A 16,233-nucleotide genomic window follows, 5' to 3' on the forward strand; every position below is an offset into this window, starting at 1 on the left:
AGTGAATAACTTTACCTTATTTTTCATTTAAACAGCAAAAATCCCCTGACGGAGGACAGCAAGTCCTAACCCGTCAGGGGATTTTTGTTAATCGCTATATGTTCAACTTATGGAGCTGTCTCCAGGAATTTCATCGTTGGATTCTTATCCATTGCAGTACGCATCGCATACTCGTTCTCGAACAAGACAACATAATTGCCTTTCTTATCCTTCACGAGTGTCGAGTTGATACGGAATTTCGAAGGATCAATCTTATCGTCAACGATCCAGCGGGCGAATTGGAATTGCATACGGTGCAATTGAATATCTACCCCGTATTCACCTTTCATCCGATATTCGAATACCTCGAACTGCAGATGACCAACAACGCCAAGAATCGTTTCCTCAAAGCCGCTTGCAGAGTGGAACACTTGAATCGTGCCTTCCTCTGTCAGCTGATCTATACCCTTCTGATACTGCTTATGCTTAAGGGCATTCTTAACCGTTACTTTGGCGAAGATCTCCGGCGAGAACGTCGGCAGCTCGTCGAACACGATCTCGGAGCCTTGCGATAAGGAATCGCCAATTCGGAAGATACCTGGATCAAACAAACCAATAATATCGCCAGGATAAGCCGTCTCGACAATATCACGGTCTTGTGCCAGGAACTGCTGAGGCTGGGATAGCTTAATATCTTTGCCAGCGCGTACATGTCGAACGCTCATGCCGCGTTCGAACCGTCCGGAGCAAATCCGCAGGAAAGCAATACGGTCGCGATGCGCCGGGTTCATGTTCGCTTGAATCTTGAAGACGTAGCCGGAGAACTTCTCGTTCGTAGGCTCGATCTCTCCTGCCGTACTTTTCCGAGAAGTCGGCTTTGGTGCCAGCTGCAGGAAGTTCTCAAGGAAGGTTTGAACACCAAAGTTATTAACCGCACTTCCGAAGAAGACTGGTGTCAGTTCGCCCGCTTGAACTTTTTCAAAATCAAACTGATCGCCTGCTACATCAAGCAGCTCCAAATCATTCACAAGCTGATCAGTCAAGTAGTCGCCTGCCATCTCACGAATAATGGGATCGTTATAGTCATCGACTTTACGAACCTCAATGACGTCATGGTCATTCCCCTGGAACAGCTCAACCTGATTTTTCATCCGGTCATACACACCACATAACTCGCGGCCCATACCAATTGGCCAGTTCATCGGAACCGAACGGATTCCAAGTACCCGCTCTAGCTCTTCCATCAGCTCGAATGGGCTTTGACCTTCACGGTCCAGCTTGTTAATGAACGTGAAGATTGGAATCCCCCGCTTACGGCAGACTTGAAACAGCTTAATCGTCTGCGCCTCGACGCCTTTCGCAACGTCGATCAACATAACTGCGCTGTCCGCTGCTGTCAGCGTACGGTACGTATCTTCACTGAAATCTTGGTGACCTGGGGTATCCAGAATGTTGACCCGATGCCCCAAGTAATCAAATTGCATAACGCTGGACGTAACCGAGATACCACGCTGCTTCTCGATCTCCATCCAGTCGGATGTGGCATGACGGCTGGCTTTACGAGCCTTTACCGACCCTGCAAGACGAATAGCTCCCCCGAATAAGAGGAGCTTCTCTGTTAATGTCGTTTTACCGGCATCAGGGTGAGAGATAATCGCGAACGTACGGCGCTTATCAACTTCCTGCGAAATTTCATTACTTAATGTTTGGCTCATGCTTGCCTTCCCTTCATGGCGTCGCGATGCAACGCCCCTTTATCCATTCCCGATAAGCAGTGCGCGTGCCGGCGCTGCTTCAATACCGGTCAATTTCAAAGGTGCGATCACCATGAAATAAGTGCCCGGCGGCACTTCCTTCAGGCGAAGACCTTCTACAATAATGACATTGTTGCGGAATAACGTCCGATGTGTAGGATACGCTTCTTGAGATCGTTCAATTCCAAGACCATCCGTACCTATACCACGCACCCCAACCTCAACCAAATACCTGGCGCCATCTTCCCGCAAAAACACAAAATCAGATTCGAACGTATTCGAATAGGAATTTTTTGTTTTTACAAGGATCCATTCGCCCTTCTGCAAACCGTGCTTCTCAAGATCTTCTCTTGTGATACTGTCTACCACATGGGTAAGATCAAGAACGCGAGCATTACCAACCAGCTCTTCAAGACCAATCGTCTCAATAGTAGCGCCATCCTCCAGCATATGCAGAGGCGCATCGACATGGGTGCCGCAATGGACATCCATATCGATGCGCGATTCATTAACGCCGTCTGGAGAGGTAGGTTGGGAGTTTATTTGAGGCTGCTTGCTTTCATGGTTTCCCCATACTTGCATGCCCTCTTCGATTGTCATCGAAATATCATAAACCTTAAACATAAAGGTAAATCCCTCCGTGAGCGGTGTACTTTACTTGCCGCTATTTGAAACCCAGATAACATTGTCTTCTTCTTGCCCGTTAACCGGCCACCATTTGAAGCCATCTTGTGCCAGCAATTGATTAGCTTTCTCAGGACCCCATGATCCAGCAGGATAATGCTGAAGGTCATTCGAATCTTCACGCCAAGCAGCTGCAATGCGGTCAACAAACTCCCATGCTTGAGCTACTTCATCCCAACGTGTAAAGTAAGTCGAATCGCCGCGGACCGCATCATGGATCAGGCGCTCATAAGCTTCCGGCGTGTTGATGCCGATTTGGCAGCTTTGGCAGAATTCCATGTTTACCGGCTGTACCGAATTATCTTCGCCCGGTGTTTTCGCATTTACTTTAATGTAGATGCCTTCCATCGGGTTAACGCGGATAACAAGCAGGTTTGGCTGCAGGTCATGACGTTGAGCAAACAGTACGTTTTGCGGCATCGATTTGAACTCGATAACAACTTCAGTTGTTTTAACCGGCAGGCGTTTGCCTGTACGGATATAAAACGGTACACCCGCCCAGCGGAAGTTATCAACGGCCAGCTTCGCTGCAAAATAAGTTTCCGTTGTCGAGTTCTCGCCTACGGAGTCCTCTTGGCGGTAGCCAGGGAGGTCCTTCCCTTTATGGGAGCCTTCGCTGTATTGACCACGCACTACGTTGCTGCGTACAACATCGCTCGAGCTGTATGGACGAAGGGAACGTAGTACTTTTACCTTCTCATCGCGAATATCTTCACCATGCAGACGGCTAGGCGGCTCCATAGCAATCATCGTAAGCATTTGCAGCATATGGTTTTGGCCCATGTCGCGAAGAGCGCCGGATTTATCATAATAACCACCGCGTTCTTCTACACCAACCGTTTCCGACAATGTAACTTGCACGTTAGCGATATGGTTATTATTCCACAGCGGCTCGAAAAATGCGTTAGCAAAACGGATAACTTGAATGTTTTGGACCATCTCTTTGCCGAGGTAGTGGTCAATACGGTAGATCTCTTCTTCTTTAAATACTTGTGTAATTTGATCGTTAAGCTTTTGTGCCGACTCGAGATCATAACCAAATGGTTTCTCGATAACAACGCGGTGCCAGCCCTTCGACTCCAGCAGTCCGCCATCACGCAGGCTGAATGATACTGGTCCGAACAGGGATGGAGCAAGTGCCAGGTAGAACAAACGGTTACCCGGAATATTGAATTTGGCATCCAGTTGATCCGACAGAGTAGCCAGACCACGGAATGCTTCTACATTGTTAATATCAAGAGGCATATATTCGAAATGCTCTGCGAAACGGTTCCAGAGTTCAACGTCATCTGCTTTATAACGGCAGAACTCTACGATCGAGTCGTACAGATCAGCGCGGAACTGTTCGTTCGTACGCTCTCTGCGGGCGAGGCCTACAACGGCGAAATTTTCTGAAAGTTTTCCTTCTTTATATAGGCTAAACAGGGCAGGAAACAACTTGCGTTTCGCCAAATCGCCTGTCGCTCCAAAAATATAATAAATAGCGCCTTGCGCATTTGATGATTCAACGTTCATTTCAGTAAGTTCCCTCATTCTTTCCTATTATTTTTTTATTTTTATTTATGTAGTTTAGCATATTAATCCTTAAACTGCTATTCATCCAATCATAAAAAAAACTGATTAGCATTCTTATTTCTTCTAATCGATTCCTTGCTGTGACACGGTGTAATCGCCTGTTATCAGTGGAATTCCAATGATCAGAGAAAGCTGCTTTGACTCTGTTTCACGATGCGCTGCGATCTGAAGATTAGCCTTTTTCCCCGCTCCTGCTTCTACAGCTGAGAACAATTTCTCTGAGTAGTATGCCTCGCTTACTGTTCCGCTGGTATCCTTATACCGATCGATCCGTTTTCCGCTGGCTGCATGAGCCAGCCGCTCTGCTGCGTTATTATATTCCGTATCGCCTCGAACCGTCATTCCTCCGGAATAAGTTAACCCTGATTCCTTTAAGTCAGTCTCCACCTTGTTAACAATAGCTAGCAGCTGCTTCTTTGCTGTCCCTTGCTTCGTGACATAGACAATCATGGCTTGATTTTCAGAGGATAACGGGAATATGGACAGTGTGCCCTGTTCCTGACCAATTTCATCCGCTTGCAGCTTTTGCCCAGTCTGCTCTAATACTGCTCCCTCTCCTTCGATATCCCATCTGAGCGTCCATACCGTATTTGCAGCCCCTTTATTGTATAGCTTGTCCGTCCATTGCCAGAGCAGAGCAATATCATGGGCCAGAACACTGTCGTTCTTCTGGTTACGAATTTGATCCTTGTTCACTGCCGCCCATATAACCCCGGACAATAACACAACAGCAGCAATGATAATTCCAAGCCGAGCTCTTTGGGATGCTGCCTGATCAGCTGTCTTGCGAACGAATCGATTTGTTGACATCATGAAGCTCTCCTTTCAACCATTTATTACCGCTAGGTATATAACCATACCTATTCGCCTGTAGGTGAATACACTGGTTGCAAAGCCTACTTCAGTTATAGACAAGGAGGAATGAATCATGGATCAAATCTATCCCTTAGAGGAGGACCTGATCTCACAATATTGCGGGATGCCTGTTTATGTCGTGATGAAGGATGGGTCGAGGCATATCGGTATATTGAGCAAATGCAGCAAAGGGAAGCTGACACTGAATGAGGATCCTAATAAAGCTGCTGCAGTTGAATCAGAAGCGGAAACTGAATCGCCAAAATCTTCGAAAAAGAATAAAAAAAGCGGGAAATCAAAATCACCGTCCAAATCCAGTAAGCCGGCTGAGCTGCCGGTTCAGACGCAATCCTACCCGTTCGATCCTTACTATTATGAACCACGCCCGTACTTTCCGTTTCGTGATGTGATTACCATTGATTTGGCGCTTATCGCCTTTCTATTTCTTATTTTCTAATAGGACATCATTCGCCAGCCTTTTCCATTAATTCGTAATATGCTGGAAATAATCATCATTATAGATAAAGGAGGCAGCCAAAATGTACATTACACCGTTGTCGTACGCCAAACGCACAGAACGATTATCCGTCGTTTCTCCAATCCGACCTTACGGCAGCGCCCCATTCCGTGAAGAGGAGCCGACACGACTGCCTCCTGAACCTGGTTTCTATGACAGCTTCGACTGGAACCAGCCTTACCGTCAAGCTGCAGAATGTGCGGCAGAGTGGCTGCAGCATAGTAGACAAGCCCAGCTCACCATCAGAGCTTCCGCTCGTCAGATCAAACATAATCCTTCTCTGCTTGTTCTGGAAGAGCAGCTGCAGCATGTAGTCGATACAATCAACGGACTGCATATCCGTTATAAGGACCTCGAAGCTTATCTAAAACCTGAGCTGTGGACATCTATCGAGGTGGCCATGCAGCATCCCGATGCGAAGCAATTTGGTCTAACCAAAGAATCAGGAGACTGGCATATTGATTTTCCAAAATCCTTTCCTGTTGAATCCTCTATTCCAATATTAATTGGTCCAAGAGGCTGGATGACCGGTCTTCATAAAGCACTGGAAGAGCCGCTGTCAGTCAAGGCGCTGGATTTGCTGCGTGGGGATATCCCGCTTCTGCAGCCGTACAGCTGTTATTATAGTTCCATGAAAACATACTGGCCTTTTCCAACAAGCGGGATGCTGCTAAATCGCCTTCTTTAACTTATTTTAGCAAAAAAAGGGGCTCTCCTAAAGATAAACTTCAGGCAGCCCCTCATCGAAATAAATAGATGTCATTATTCTGCAATCCCCTGCTTATGTGCGTAGATTGCTGCTTGTGTACGGTCGTCAACCTCAAGCTTATTGAAAATATTAGTAATGTGAAATTTCACTGTCTTTACACCAATAAACAACTCGTCCGCTATCTCCTGATTGGACATACCTTGGGCGACCCGCTTTAATACGTCCATCTCCCGCTCCGTCAAATCATCATGGAGTGCAGCTTGTACAGGCTGCTTTGGTTTGCGAAGTCGATTCATCATCTTGGCTGCAACCTGTGACTCCAGCACAGATTGGCCCCTTGCTGCTGCACGGATGGCATCAGCAATCTCCGTTGCTCTAGCTGTCTTCAGCAAGTAGCTGAATGCACCAGCTTCAATAACCGGATATAGCTTGCTGTCATCAATAAAACTCGTTAATACAATGACTTTGCACTCTGGATAAAGCTCAAGCAGCTTTTGTGTCGTCTCCACACCGTCCATACCATCCATTACAAGGTCCATGAGTACGATGTCAGGCTTATAGGCCTGTGCCAGCCGAATACCGTCATAACCGTTGCTGGCTTCCCCTACAACCTCAATGCCTTCCTCCGTATCAAGCACGGCAGCAAGACCGATTCGTACCATTTCATGATCATCCACTAATAAAACTTTAATTTGTTCATTTAGCTGCTCGATCGGTTCCACCTATTATTCACCGCTTTCTTTTGCATTCACTTTCCACCGTCAATCGGAACACTAATATCGATAGCTGTTCCTTCCCCCGGCTTAGAAACCATATGTAAATAGCCGCCAAGCTCATTTACACGCTCTTCCATCGTGAGTAATCCATAAGATGTCTGTTTTTTCGCTTCCAGATCAAACCCAATCCCGCTGTCTTTAATTAACATACGTACTTCATGGCCTTTCCGATGCAGGTTAATTTGCATCCGATCAGCCTTGGAATGCCGCAGCGTGTTGGATAAAGCCTCCTGTGCAATCCGGAATAAATGATCTTCCGCCTCTGGCTTGAGCGTAATCGTATCATCGACATCCAAATCAATCGTCATTGGAACCTTCTGCTTAAGCTCGTCCACAAGTGCGGTTAGAGCTGCCGCCAGATTCTTGCCATCCAAATGAACGGGCCGCAAATGAAGCAGCAACGCCCTCATCTCAGATTGGGCAACGGAAGCCATCTCTTCAATCAGCTGAACCTGCCTGCGGGCTCTCTCCCAGTCACGCTCGATCGTACGGCTGACAGCTGTTGCCGTCATGGATATGGCGAATAACTGCTGACTTACGGCATCATGCAGCTCTCTCGCTAGCCGCTGCCGCTCTTCAATGACTGCCGAGAACTTGACCTTCTCAGTCCATATTGCTTCGCTTTCCGTTTGCTCGTTCGCGTGATTTCCTTCGGATTCTTCTGCAGAATTCAGCGTTACGCGGTAGCTGCGCCTGCGCTGCTGCTCACTTAAACGCTCTACAGCCTGCTTCAGCTTTGAATTTTGCAGAAAACCGACTACAGCCGCGGCTGCTATTGCTGCACCAATAACGGTGAGCCCTAGAATGGCCCATTTCCCTCTAAAGGTATAGAGCTGTACATAACCGATTGCCTGCAGCACAATGATGACGAGACTGACAATAATAATGAGCCAGAGAATAGTCTCCGTCACATGTTTGCGCCTTGCCTCTTGATTCGGTCTATCCGTATGATGGGGCTCATTTGACTGCCCTTGGGCCAACTATGTCCACTCCTTTTAAGTACGCACGCATGGAAGAGCAGACCGGCTAACCGGTCCGCTCTTCCGCTTTGTCATGCTGTTATCTTAATTATTGTTCTACCGGTTTACTCATCTTATTTTTTAACGCCTCAAGCTGCTCATCAACTTTCAGCTTTTTCTCCATATCGATGGCGTTAAATGTACCTGTCGTGCTGCCATTGCCATTGTAAGCATAAGGGGTGCGAAGAACATCCGCTTCTGCTTCAAGCTGCATAATTTTCTCTTCCATACGGTGGAAGCCTCTAGATGCAGTACCGCTGTCAATCGAGTGGTTCGAAGAAATTTGTGCCATTTGCTTCTGAGCTTTGGCAATTTGAGCGCGGGACGCCAGCTCATTACGTTTATTGCGAAGCTGGTAGAATTCCTCTTTCATACCGTGCAGCTGCTGCATCAGCTCTTCCGCCTGTACTTTTGCTTGAGCGTGAAGTTCTGTGTACTCACCTACTTTTTGTTCGAAGTAAAGCTTCTCTTCCAACAGCTTGCGGGCAAAATCTTCTTGATCGGCACGAAGCGCAGCTTCTGCTTTGGATTCACGGTCGGTAATAGCGCGAACCGCTTCTTCCAGACGTTGTTTCAGACGACGTTCGTTCGCCATTTGTTTCGCTACCGTTACTTCTGCTTGATGAATTTCCGATTCCATGTCACGCAAGTATTGATTAAGCATAACTACCGGATCTTCCATTTTATCCAATACCTCGTTTACAGAAGCCTTCGTCATATCTTTCATTCGTTTAAAAATTCCCATTGTTAAATCTCTCCCTTCTCATGTTTGGCCAATTTGGCACGTAATTCTTCGATTTCTTTACGTAATGCTTTTTTCTCGAGATCATCCATCATGCTATCGAATTGCGATGAAGAAGATTGCTGGTTGTTGCTGGACTGTGAATAGCTGTCCCATTGTCCTTGTGGAGGGTTTTTATATGGACCACCGAAGGATGAACCGTAACCATTTTGGTTGCCGCCATAGTTATTGCCATAGCCGCTTCCATACCCGCCGCCAAATCCGGGACCTGATCCAAAACCACCGTTATAAAAGCCAGGTTCCTTCGGTACAATAAAGCCTGCAATGAGGTAGACCGGAATAGCGAAGCCGCTCGTAAAGATCGTTACAACGATAAGTAGGATACGGATAAGCGTCACGTCTACGTTGATCATTTCCGCTAGTCCACCGCAAAGGCCAAACAGCTTCTTGTCGCGGCGGGATCGGTACAGTTTTTTCAAGACGACCATCCTTCCTTCTCAAGCTTCTTCTTTAATTGCTGCAGCTCACGGTCAATAATGGATTGCACCTGGTTACCTGCTTCTGTAATGAACTCTTTGCCCATTCTGCGCAGATCGTGCAGGCTCTTCGCTTCCATCTCCATATCACCGATACGATCTTCCAGCCGTCTGAACATCGTACCTGGCTGTACGCCGCCCGCTTGGCTGCCCTCTGTAAACCGGGCGTTCATACGCTGCTGAAGTCTAAGTGACTCCATTCTCGCTGCGTAATACTCGCGTTTGTCATATACCAGCTGGTACTCACTTCGCATTTCGCGAAGCTGATCTTCCAGCTCCATCGTATTTTGCCGGCTTTGCTCATACAGATCGCGGTATTGCACAGAACGCTCCTCACTGGTTGCTTTCTCATGAAGCGCCATTCGCGCCAGCTGCTCTTCACCAGCTTTTAGTGCTGTAAGTGCTTGCTGCTCTCGCTTTTCCTTTTGGTGTTCAGCTTGCAGCCATTGCGCCTTCAGATGATTGCTATGTCCTAAGTACTGCTGATGCAGCTTCTCCGCTTGAATAATATCTTCACGTGTTGACCAGAGGAATTGATCAATCAAGCGAACCGGATCTTCTGCTTTCTCTAATCTTTCATTTAAGGTGGCGACCGTTATGTCGCGCACTCGCCGCATAATGCTCATGTATGGCCCTCCCAACTTTTATATTAGAAATTTCGATGATTGTTATTTTTCTTAACCATGGAGATACCGAACAAAATCAGTACAACCGCGATTCCAAGCATAATCAATTTGGACAATGCTGGCAGGAGCATGATAATACCGATAGCACCAACGATTCCACCGATTATTTTTCTATTGCTTCTCCAAGCAACTACCCCAAGTCCAATTAACACAATCGCGAACAGGGTACCGAATAAAAACCCGAGATGAATCCCAAAGAATTTAAGTACCATGATGCCGCCTGCAACAGCAAGCACTAAGCCTAACGCCTTTTTCCCATCCATTGCTTCTTCCACCGCCTCTCCGAATCGCTTCCTTTACGTTACTGTGAAGCTCTTCTTGCTTATGTACCTATTGTAGATCGATTTCACTCTTTCTAAAACGGACCACCGACGGTATCTATGCTAGACCTTAGTCGAGTCGCGCTTCCGCCTCAAGGGTCAAATAGACAAAAAACGCCGATTCCATCGAGGGAACCCGCGCTAAGTGCTTGGTTTCAACTTGGATCGAATAAGATCAACAAGCAGAAGAAGCAAAGGAATAACAACCATAGAAACCATTGCATAAACCGACCATACCCTCGGCGTAAATTCGATATAGTCTACAATATTTTTGTACACAACAATCGACAGCACCACCAGAATGATGCCAAGTGGCAGCGTCAACGTACGATAATCCTTTAAGCCTAGCGATTGTGCCGTACCTAGAATAGCTGCATAATAGCTGATTGTAATTTTGAAAAAAATCGTAATCAACCATATAACAGCAATTACGGACTCCACCTTTTGCAAAAAGTTTGCGACATTGATCTGCTTCGCCAGGGTATAAGTCGGATACATGTTACGTGCAGTAAAATCACTGCCCAAAACCAGAATACATAGTAGAATGGACACTAATAGAACCACTCCCCCAAGCATAGTCCCCATCATCCAGCTCCGTCTAACCTTATCTATCCGATTCACATAAGGAACAAGCATCAGGAAGACCACAAGCTCCTGAAGACTAAAAAAATAAAAAGAAGCCAGCAGTACCGGCTTCATGCCCCACTCCATAACGGGTTGAATCCGTTCCATATCGATTTCTTTCAGCAGTAAAACGGCAAATAAAAGAAACAGAACGAGGATGACCGGCAGCATAATCTCTGAAGTGCGGCTGAAGGTCTCAATTCCCAGCCTGACCGCGTAGATCACCACAGCTACGATAAGGATGTGAATGACTTCAATGGGCGTCTCCGGCATAATCTCCGTCGTCATAAAGTTGCCCACAACACGTAGCAAGAGAGCCGTTAGTAAAAAGATATACGACATAAGAAAGAGAGAAACCAACTTTCCCAGCCATTTTCCTAAAATAAGCTCACAATACTCGGCTAAGGTTTTATCCGGATATCGAGCCGCGAGAGCATAGTACAACAATACGGAAAGCATGCTTAAGACGAGCCCAATTACTACAGAAATCCAGCCATCCTGCTTTGTAAGACTAACAACCATTGAGGGAACGATCAAGATAGACGTGCCAATCATAAAGAGAAATACCAATATGGTAAATTGGCGTGCGCTTATTTTTCCTTTTTCCAGCATGTCCGGCATCCCTCATTTGAATGATTCATAAATCATACTGCCAAGCGGTTTAAACACAGCATTAATACCTGTTATGGGATTTGGCAGATCCACATGTAAACTTCTGAGTACAGCCGCTGTACAGCCAATCACAATCAGGATTCCGAATACAACACCATCACGGATTGATCTTCTCTTGATCAGCTTCGGAACCTCATAGGCAATAATCGCTGCGGTGATAATGAGAATACCAATAATGCTCCACATATTTACTCCCTTTGCTTCTGCTCCATAAATGAGTTATTTAATGTGCCTATTTCTCGGATATACAGCTCCACCTTCACGGTAACAGGAAGACTTGGAAAAACAGTATCCCATTGCCCGCTGACCTTATGCCAATATTTAGGGTAGGATCGATGGAACGCCTCTCCAAAACCAAAAATATCGGTTCCATATGACTGCTGTACCTTTTTTATGGCCTTTTCCATACTTTTCTGAAGTTGCTCACTTGCAATGGTTTGAAGCTCATTAATCGTATTCTGCTTCGTCAAATCAATCCGGCACTTCACTTCCCCTATATTGACCTCTGTTCGAGTAGCCAGTTTAATTGCCGGATTATCTGCAGTTAAACTTGGCTTTATCTTTGTTTGAGAACGGATTACCTCAAGAGATAACTTTCCGCCTGTTGGACAAGGAATAACAAGAACAGTGCTGTCAATATCATCGTGGATGAACGAATAGCTTCTGCTGTCTTCCTCTGACAACCATCCAATCAGCTTCTCTTTCCTGAACACTCCAAGTCCTGTGTACATCAGCTCTGCTGGTGATGAGATCTCTTCAACATTTTGCTTGCTCATACCTACCTCTTGAGGACCCGTATATCGAATTCCGGTTAAAACAGGATTTTTACCTTCGCTGACAATGTCTCTAATCAGCATATCAAGCGTCATAGTAGACGTATGCGCCCAAGCTTTTTGCGAAGCACTTAAAGAATAATACATTTGATTTGCCGGGATAGCCTCCAGATGAGTTAGAACTTTAAGCGTGCTGGCTGCACTCGTCTTCCTTGCAACAACAATAAAAAAGTCAGTACGATGCTCATGATTACGAGATACATAATCAAGAACATCATTTACTCCTTCTCTTGCCAGGTCTTCTTGAATGACAAGAATACGAAGATGGGAATTATATATTTTCCTTGGCGACACCGTTGTAATCTTACGCATCGCCTCGAATATGGTTTGTCCTTTTGCCTGATACATCGTTACTGGTGTCCTTGCTCCAGAGGTTTTATTAGAAGCGACTTCTCCCGGATCTACAACCTGCACGGACACTAGGTACTGGTCACCCACCTTATCGAAGCCAAGACCCACCGCGATGGCCAGGTCATTCAGTTCTCGCCGGTTCCAACAGCCTGTGATAGTGAGAAGTAAAGGCAGTAGAAGCAGAAAGGCTAATGTTCTCTGTTTCATTATTCCTTCACCTACCGATTTGGGCCCGGAGGCTTTGTTTTGTTACGCGTTACATTCTTCTGGCTGACTAATCGTGGACGTGTCTTCATCGCCCAGAAAGGCAAACGGAATATCGTATCCCTCTTGGCATCTGCATTATAGGGTCCAAATGGGGTCATGTATGGAATTCCAAACGATCGCAAGCTGCATAGGTGCAAAATAAGAGCCAGAATACCAATCACAATACCATAAAGTCCAAATGAGGCAGCTAGCCCCATAATGATGAAACGGATCATCCGTATCGAGATCGACATATTAATAGAAGGCACTACAAAGCTGGAAATCGCCGTAATCGACACAACGATAACCATCGCAGCTGATACAATCCCCGCCTCAACAGCTGCTTGGCCGATAACGAGTGTCCCAACAATGGAGATGGCTTGACCTATAGGCCTAGGCATACGAATCCCAGCCTCACGCAGCACTTCGAACGTAATCTCCATCATTAATGCTTCAATCAACGCTGGAAAAGGAATCCCCTCTCTCTGAGCCGCTAAACTAATGAGCAAGGGAGTGGGCAGCATTTCCTGATGAAACGTAGTAATCGCAATATATAGCGAAGGCCCAAGCAGCGCGATGAATATGCCAACAAATCGCAGCATCCGCAGCAGCGAACTAATATCCGCACGCTGATAATAATCTTCCGCCGAGTGCAGAAATGAGATAAACAAGGCTGGAACGATAAGAACATGAGGAGTCCCATCCACTAAGATCGCAACTTTCCCTTCCAACAGTTCAGCTGCTATCACATCCGGCCGCTCCGTGTTGTACATCGTAGGGAAGGGAGTATAGATATCGTCTTGAATCAACTCTTCAATATACTGGCTTTCCAAAATACCATCAATATCGATTTGATCTAATCTGTCCCTTACTTCCTGCACAAGCGAATCGTTTACAATTCCATTGATATACATAATCGAAACATCTGTTTTCGTTATTTTCCCGATCTGTCTGTTCTCCAGCCACAGATTGGGGTTTTTGATTTTACGTCTTATTAATGCCGTATTTATCCGGATCGTTTCTGTAAAAGCTTCCTTTGGTCCACGGATCACCGTTTCTCCAATTGAATCTGCTACTTCTCTTCCCTTGGCTGCGTACATACCAATGGAATAACATAAAGACCCTCGATTCAACAGTAAAATTGCATGTCCGGAAAATAGATGATGATACAGCATCTCCGTATCTTCAACCGTCGAGATATCTCCGGCAGTTATGTAATCTTTTAACCTATTGGAGATCAAATCGGTTTTATCAACTTCAATCATCAGCGTCTCAAGAATAAAATCCTGAATCGCCTTCGTATCTACTAGTCCATCTGTGTAAAACAAAATTGCAACTATGTTTGCGCCATCTTTGCCTATCCTAAATTCACGACAAACAACATCCGCGCTTTTGGCAAGCATCACTTTAATCGCCGGAATATCAAATGGCTGTTTCATGCTGTCTACCGACCTCTTCGCATTTTCAGATACCTTTCAGTATGGTCAAAGAACCTAGTCGATAAACAAAACAAAGAAGTGCTTAAGATCTTAAGCACTTCTTTTTAAAGCAAAAACGCTGACTGCAAGAATCTGCAATCAGCGTTGTAATTTTAAAGTATGGTGCCGGTGAGAGGACTCGAACCTCCACGGTTTCCCTCACGATTTTGAGTCGCGCGCGTCTGCCATTCCGCCACACCGGCATTTGGTAAATATGGCGTGCCCTAAGAGATTCGAACTCCTGACCTTTTGATTCGTAGTCAAACGCTCTATCCAGCTGAGCTAAGGGCACAAAATTTCATGAAATTGTGGAGGCGCCACCCAGATTCGAACTGGGGGTAGAGCTTTTGCAGAGCTCTGCCTTACCACTTGGCTATGGCGCCATACAATTATTGGAGCGGAAGACGGGAATCGAACCCGCGACCCTCGCCTTGGCAAGGCGATGCTCTACCGCTGAGCCACTTCCGCATAAATGGCTGGGGATAAAGGATTCGAACCTTTGGAATGACGGAGTCAAAGTCCGTTGCCTTACCACTTGGCTAATCCCCAACAATTTTTTAGTTCATTTAAAGTAATAATGGGGCGATCGATGGGACTTGAACCCACGAATGCCAGAGCCACAGACTGGTGCGTTAACCCCTTCGCCACGACCGCCATATTCACTTTAAATTTTATCTGGCAGGGGCAGCAGGAATTGAACCCACACCAAAGGTTTTGGAGACCTTTGTTCTACCTTTAAACTATGCCCCTAAAAATGGTGGAGGGCGATGGATTCGAACCACCGAACCCGAAGGAGCAGATTTACAGTCTGCCGTGTTTAGCCACTTCACTAGCCCTCCAAAAAACTATGGTGCCGGCGAAAGGAGTCGAACCCTCGACCTACTGATTACAAGTCAGTTGCTCTACCAACTGAGCTACACCGGCATATTCATATTTCACCATCTAACATGGTGGCTCGGGACGGAATCGAACCGCCGACACGAGGATTTTCAGTCCTCTGCTCTACCGACTGAGCTACCGAGCCTGATGTTTGATTAAATGGCGGAGCTGACGGGATTCGAACCCGCGGTCTCCTGCGTGACAGGCAGGCATGTTAGGCCACTACACCACAGCTCCACATCGTATTCTCGGTAAAAACCGAAGATAAAGTTTTGGTTGCGGGGGCAGGATTTGAACCTGCGGCCTTCGGGTTATGAGCCCGACGAGCTACCGAGCTGCTCCACCCCGCGTCATCGAAGTATTATATGGTGGAGGCTGAGGGGTTCGAACCCCCGACCCTCTGCTTGTAAGGCAGATGCTCTCCCAGCTGAGCTAAGCCTCCATATTCTCTCGAGCGACTTTTATATCATATCATATTGAAATCGTCTTTACAAGAACTTTTTTTAAAACTTTTTTTATAAATGGTGACCCGTAGGGGACTCGAACCCCTGTTACCTCCGTGAAAGGGAGGTGTCTTAACCACTTGACCAACGGGCCTTAATAATAACCACCCATATTACTTATAAAGTATTATGGCAGAGAGGAAGGGATTCGAACCCTCGAGACCCGGTTAGAGCCTACACGATTTCCAATCGTGCTCCTTCGACCACTCGGACACCTCTCTATATGGCTCCCCGAACAGGACTCGAACCTGTGACAACTCGATTAACAGTCGAGTGCTCTACCAACTGAGCTATCAGGGAATATATTCAAAGCTTGCGCCTTGAAAACTGGATGCGAATGAATGAATTCCTTAAGCAATGCTTATGCACTAGTCATAAGTCTTTTAGGATAAGCCCTCGACCGATTAGTATTCGTCAGCTCCACACATTGCTGTGCTTCCACCCCGAACCTATCAACCTCGTCGTCTTCAAGGGGTCTTACTAATTGGGAAATCT

Annotated in this window: 16 protein-coding genes, 16 tRNA genes and 1 rRNA gene; 2 read left to right on the forward strand and 31 right to left on the reverse strand. The window is 46.3% G+C overall.

The genetic code is table 11. The features are described from left to right. Positions 1–107 precede the first annotated feature (107 nt). From AC0YNT_RS24480 to AC0YNT_RS24495, 4 genes are all read right to left on the reverse strand, one after another. The gene (locus AC0YNT_RS24480) at positions 108–1,694 is read right to left on the reverse strand and encodes a peptide chain release factor 3 (protein ID WP_167281774.1); all 1,587 of its coding nucleotides are present in this window, start codon (positions 1,692–1,694) and stop codon (positions 108–110) included. A gap of 39 nt (positions 1,695–1,733) precedes the next feature. Next, positions 1,734–2,357, reverse strand: coding sequence for a cyclase family protein (locus AC0YNT_RS24485; protein ID WP_475806954.1), 624 nt, complete (start codon positions 2,355–2,357; stop codon positions 1,734–1,736). 30 nt (positions 2,358–2,387) lie between these two features. Continuing rightward, positions 2,388–3,932: a glucose-6-phosphate dehydrogenase gene (gene zwf, locus AC0YNT_RS24490; RefSeq protein WP_475806955.1), complete on the reverse strand. Its 1,545-nt coding sequence runs from the start codon at positions 3,930–3,932 to the stop codon at positions 2,388–2,390. Between the two features lie 123 nt (positions 3,933–4,055). After that, positions 4,056–4,805 carry a YwmB family TATA-box binding protein gene (locus AC0YNT_RS24495; RefSeq protein ID WP_475806956.1) on the reverse strand — a complete coding sequence of 250 codons (750 nt, stop codon included), beginning with the start codon at positions 4,803–4,805 and terminating at the stop codon, positions 4,056–4,058. 115 nt (positions 4,806–4,920) lie between these two features. Between AC0YNT_RS24495 and AC0YNT_RS24500 the strand changes: the two genes are divergently transcribed. Further along, positions 4,921–5,304 (forward strand): hypothetical protein, encoded by a 384-nt coding sequence (locus tag AC0YNT_RS24500; protein ID WP_475806957.1) that lies wholly within the window; start codon positions 4,921–4,923, stop codon positions 5,302–5,304. A gap of 82 nt (positions 5,305–5,386) precedes the next feature. Beyond that, positions 5,387–6,052, forward strand: coding sequence for a hypothetical protein (locus AC0YNT_RS24505; RefSeq protein ID WP_475806958.1), 666 nt, complete (start codon positions 5,387–5,389; stop codon positions 6,050–6,052). 74 nt (positions 6,053–6,126) lie between these two features. On the opposite strand, the gene AC0YNT_RS24510 is transcribed toward AC0YNT_RS24505, so the two are convergent. The 27 genes from AC0YNT_RS24510 to AC0YNT_RS24640 all read right to left on the reverse strand — a co-directional run. Continuing rightward, positions 6,127–6,795, reverse strand: a complete 669-nt coding sequence (locus AC0YNT_RS24510; protein WP_475806959.1) for a response regulator — start codon at positions 6,793–6,795, stop codon at positions 6,127–6,129. A gap of 26 nt (positions 6,796–6,821) precedes the next feature. After that, positions 6,822–7,829 (reverse strand): histidine kinase, encoded by a 1,008-nt coding sequence (locus tag AC0YNT_RS24515; protein WP_167281760.1) that lies wholly within the window; start codon positions 7,827–7,829, stop codon positions 6,822–6,824. 88 nt (positions 7,830–7,917) lie between these two features. Further along, positions 7,918–8,613 carry a PspA/IM30 family protein gene (locus tag AC0YNT_RS24520; protein ID WP_167281758.1) on the reverse strand — a complete coding sequence of 232 codons (696 nt, stop codon included), beginning with the start codon at positions 8,611–8,613 and terminating at the stop codon, positions 7,918–7,920. Between the two features lie 2 nt (positions 8,614–8,615). Next, complete coding sequence (locus AC0YNT_RS24525; protein ID WP_475806960.1) at positions 8,616–9,098, reverse strand: PspC domain-containing protein; 483 nt, start codon at positions 9,096–9,098, stop codon at positions 8,616–8,618. Beyond that, positions 9,086–9,772, reverse strand: coding sequence for a PspA/IM30 family protein (locus AC0YNT_RS24530; RefSeq protein ID WP_167281753.1), 687 nt, complete (start codon positions 9,770–9,772; stop codon positions 9,086–9,088). Before AC0YNT_RS24530 ends, AC0YNT_RS24525 begins: the two co-directional genes overlap by 13 nt. A 23-nt stretch (positions 9,773–9,795) precedes the next feature. Further along, the gene (locus AC0YNT_RS24535; protein WP_167281750.1) at positions 9,796–10,095 is read right to left on the reverse strand and encodes a LiaF transmembrane domain-containing protein; all 300 of its coding nucleotides are present in this window, start codon (positions 10,093–10,095) and stop codon (positions 9,796–9,798) included. A 198-nt stretch (positions 10,096–10,293) separates the two neighbouring features. Continuing rightward, a complete protein-coding gene (locus tag AC0YNT_RS24540; RefSeq protein ID WP_475806961.1) occupies positions 10,294–11,388 on the reverse strand; it encodes a GerAB/ArcD/ProY family transporter in 1,095 nt (364 codons plus the stop codon). Positions 11,389–11,400: 12 nt separating this feature from the next. After that, positions 11,401–11,634: a hypothetical protein gene (locus AC0YNT_RS24545; protein WP_475806962.1), complete on the reverse strand. Its 234-nt coding sequence runs from the start codon at positions 11,632–11,634 to the stop codon at positions 11,401–11,403. Between the two features lie 2 nt (positions 11,635–11,636). Then, complete coding sequence (locus AC0YNT_RS24550) at positions 11,637–12,839, reverse strand: Ger(x)C family spore germination protein (protein ID WP_475806963.1); 1,203 nt, start codon at positions 12,837–12,839, stop codon at positions 11,637–11,639. A gap of 11 nt (positions 12,840–12,850) precedes the next feature. After that, complete coding sequence (locus tag AC0YNT_RS24555; RefSeq protein ID WP_475806964.1) at positions 12,851–14,317, reverse strand: spore germination protein; 1,467 nt, start codon at positions 14,315–14,317, stop codon at positions 12,851–12,853. 160 nt (positions 14,318–14,477) lie between these two features. After that, positions 14,478–14,559, reverse strand: a tRNA-Leu gene (locus AC0YNT_RS24560). A 12-nt stretch (positions 14,560–14,571) separates the two neighbouring features. After that, positions 14,572–14,648 (reverse strand) — tRNA-Arg (locus AC0YNT_RS24565). Between the two features lie 17 nt (positions 14,649–14,665). Beyond that, a tRNA-Cys gene (locus AC0YNT_RS24570) sits at positions 14,666–14,739 on the reverse strand. A gap of 10 nt (positions 14,740–14,749) precedes the next feature. Next, positions 14,750–14,824: transfer RNA gene (locus AC0YNT_RS24575), tRNA-Gly, on the reverse strand. A gap of 5 nt (positions 14,825–14,829) precedes the next feature. Further along, positions 14,830–14,905 (reverse strand) — tRNA-Gln (locus AC0YNT_RS24580). Between the two features lie 29 nt (positions 14,906–14,934). Then, a tRNA-His gene (locus AC0YNT_RS24585) sits at positions 14,935–15,010 on the reverse strand. A 22-nt stretch (positions 15,011–15,032) separates the two neighbouring features. Further along, positions 15,033–15,106: transfer RNA gene (locus AC0YNT_RS24590), tRNA-Trp, on the reverse strand. Positions 15,107–15,111: 5 nt separating this feature from the next. Then, a tRNA-Tyr gene (locus tag AC0YNT_RS24595) sits at positions 15,112–15,195 on the reverse strand. Positions 15,196–15,204: 9 nt separating this feature from the next. Next, positions 15,205–15,280: transfer RNA gene (locus tag AC0YNT_RS24600), tRNA-Thr, on the reverse strand. Between the two features lie 24 nt (positions 15,281–15,304). After that, positions 15,305–15,380: transfer RNA gene (locus AC0YNT_RS24605), tRNA-Phe, on the reverse strand. 15 nt (positions 15,381–15,395) lie between these two features. Next, positions 15,396–15,472 (reverse strand) — tRNA-Asp (locus tag AC0YNT_RS24610). Between the two features lie 36 nt (positions 15,473–15,508). Then, a tRNA-Met gene (locus tag AC0YNT_RS24615) sits at positions 15,509–15,585 on the reverse strand. 16 nt (positions 15,586–15,601) lie between these two features. Then, positions 15,602–15,677 (reverse strand) — tRNA-Val (locus AC0YNT_RS24620). A gap of 80 nt (positions 15,678–15,757) precedes the next feature. Next, positions 15,758–15,832, reverse strand: a tRNA-Glu gene (locus tag AC0YNT_RS24625). Between the two features lie 36 nt (positions 15,833–15,868). Then, positions 15,869–15,959, reverse strand: a tRNA-Ser gene (locus tag AC0YNT_RS24630). A 3-nt stretch (positions 15,960–15,962) separates the two neighbouring features. After that, a tRNA-Asn gene (locus AC0YNT_RS24635) sits at positions 15,963–16,038 on the reverse strand. Between the two features lie 84 nt (positions 16,039–16,122). Beyond that, positions 16,123–16,233, reverse strand: a 23S ribosomal RNA gene (locus tag AC0YNT_RS24640); the annotation flags it as partial.

This window comes from Paenibacillus sp. J22R56 (assembly GCF_056269375.1).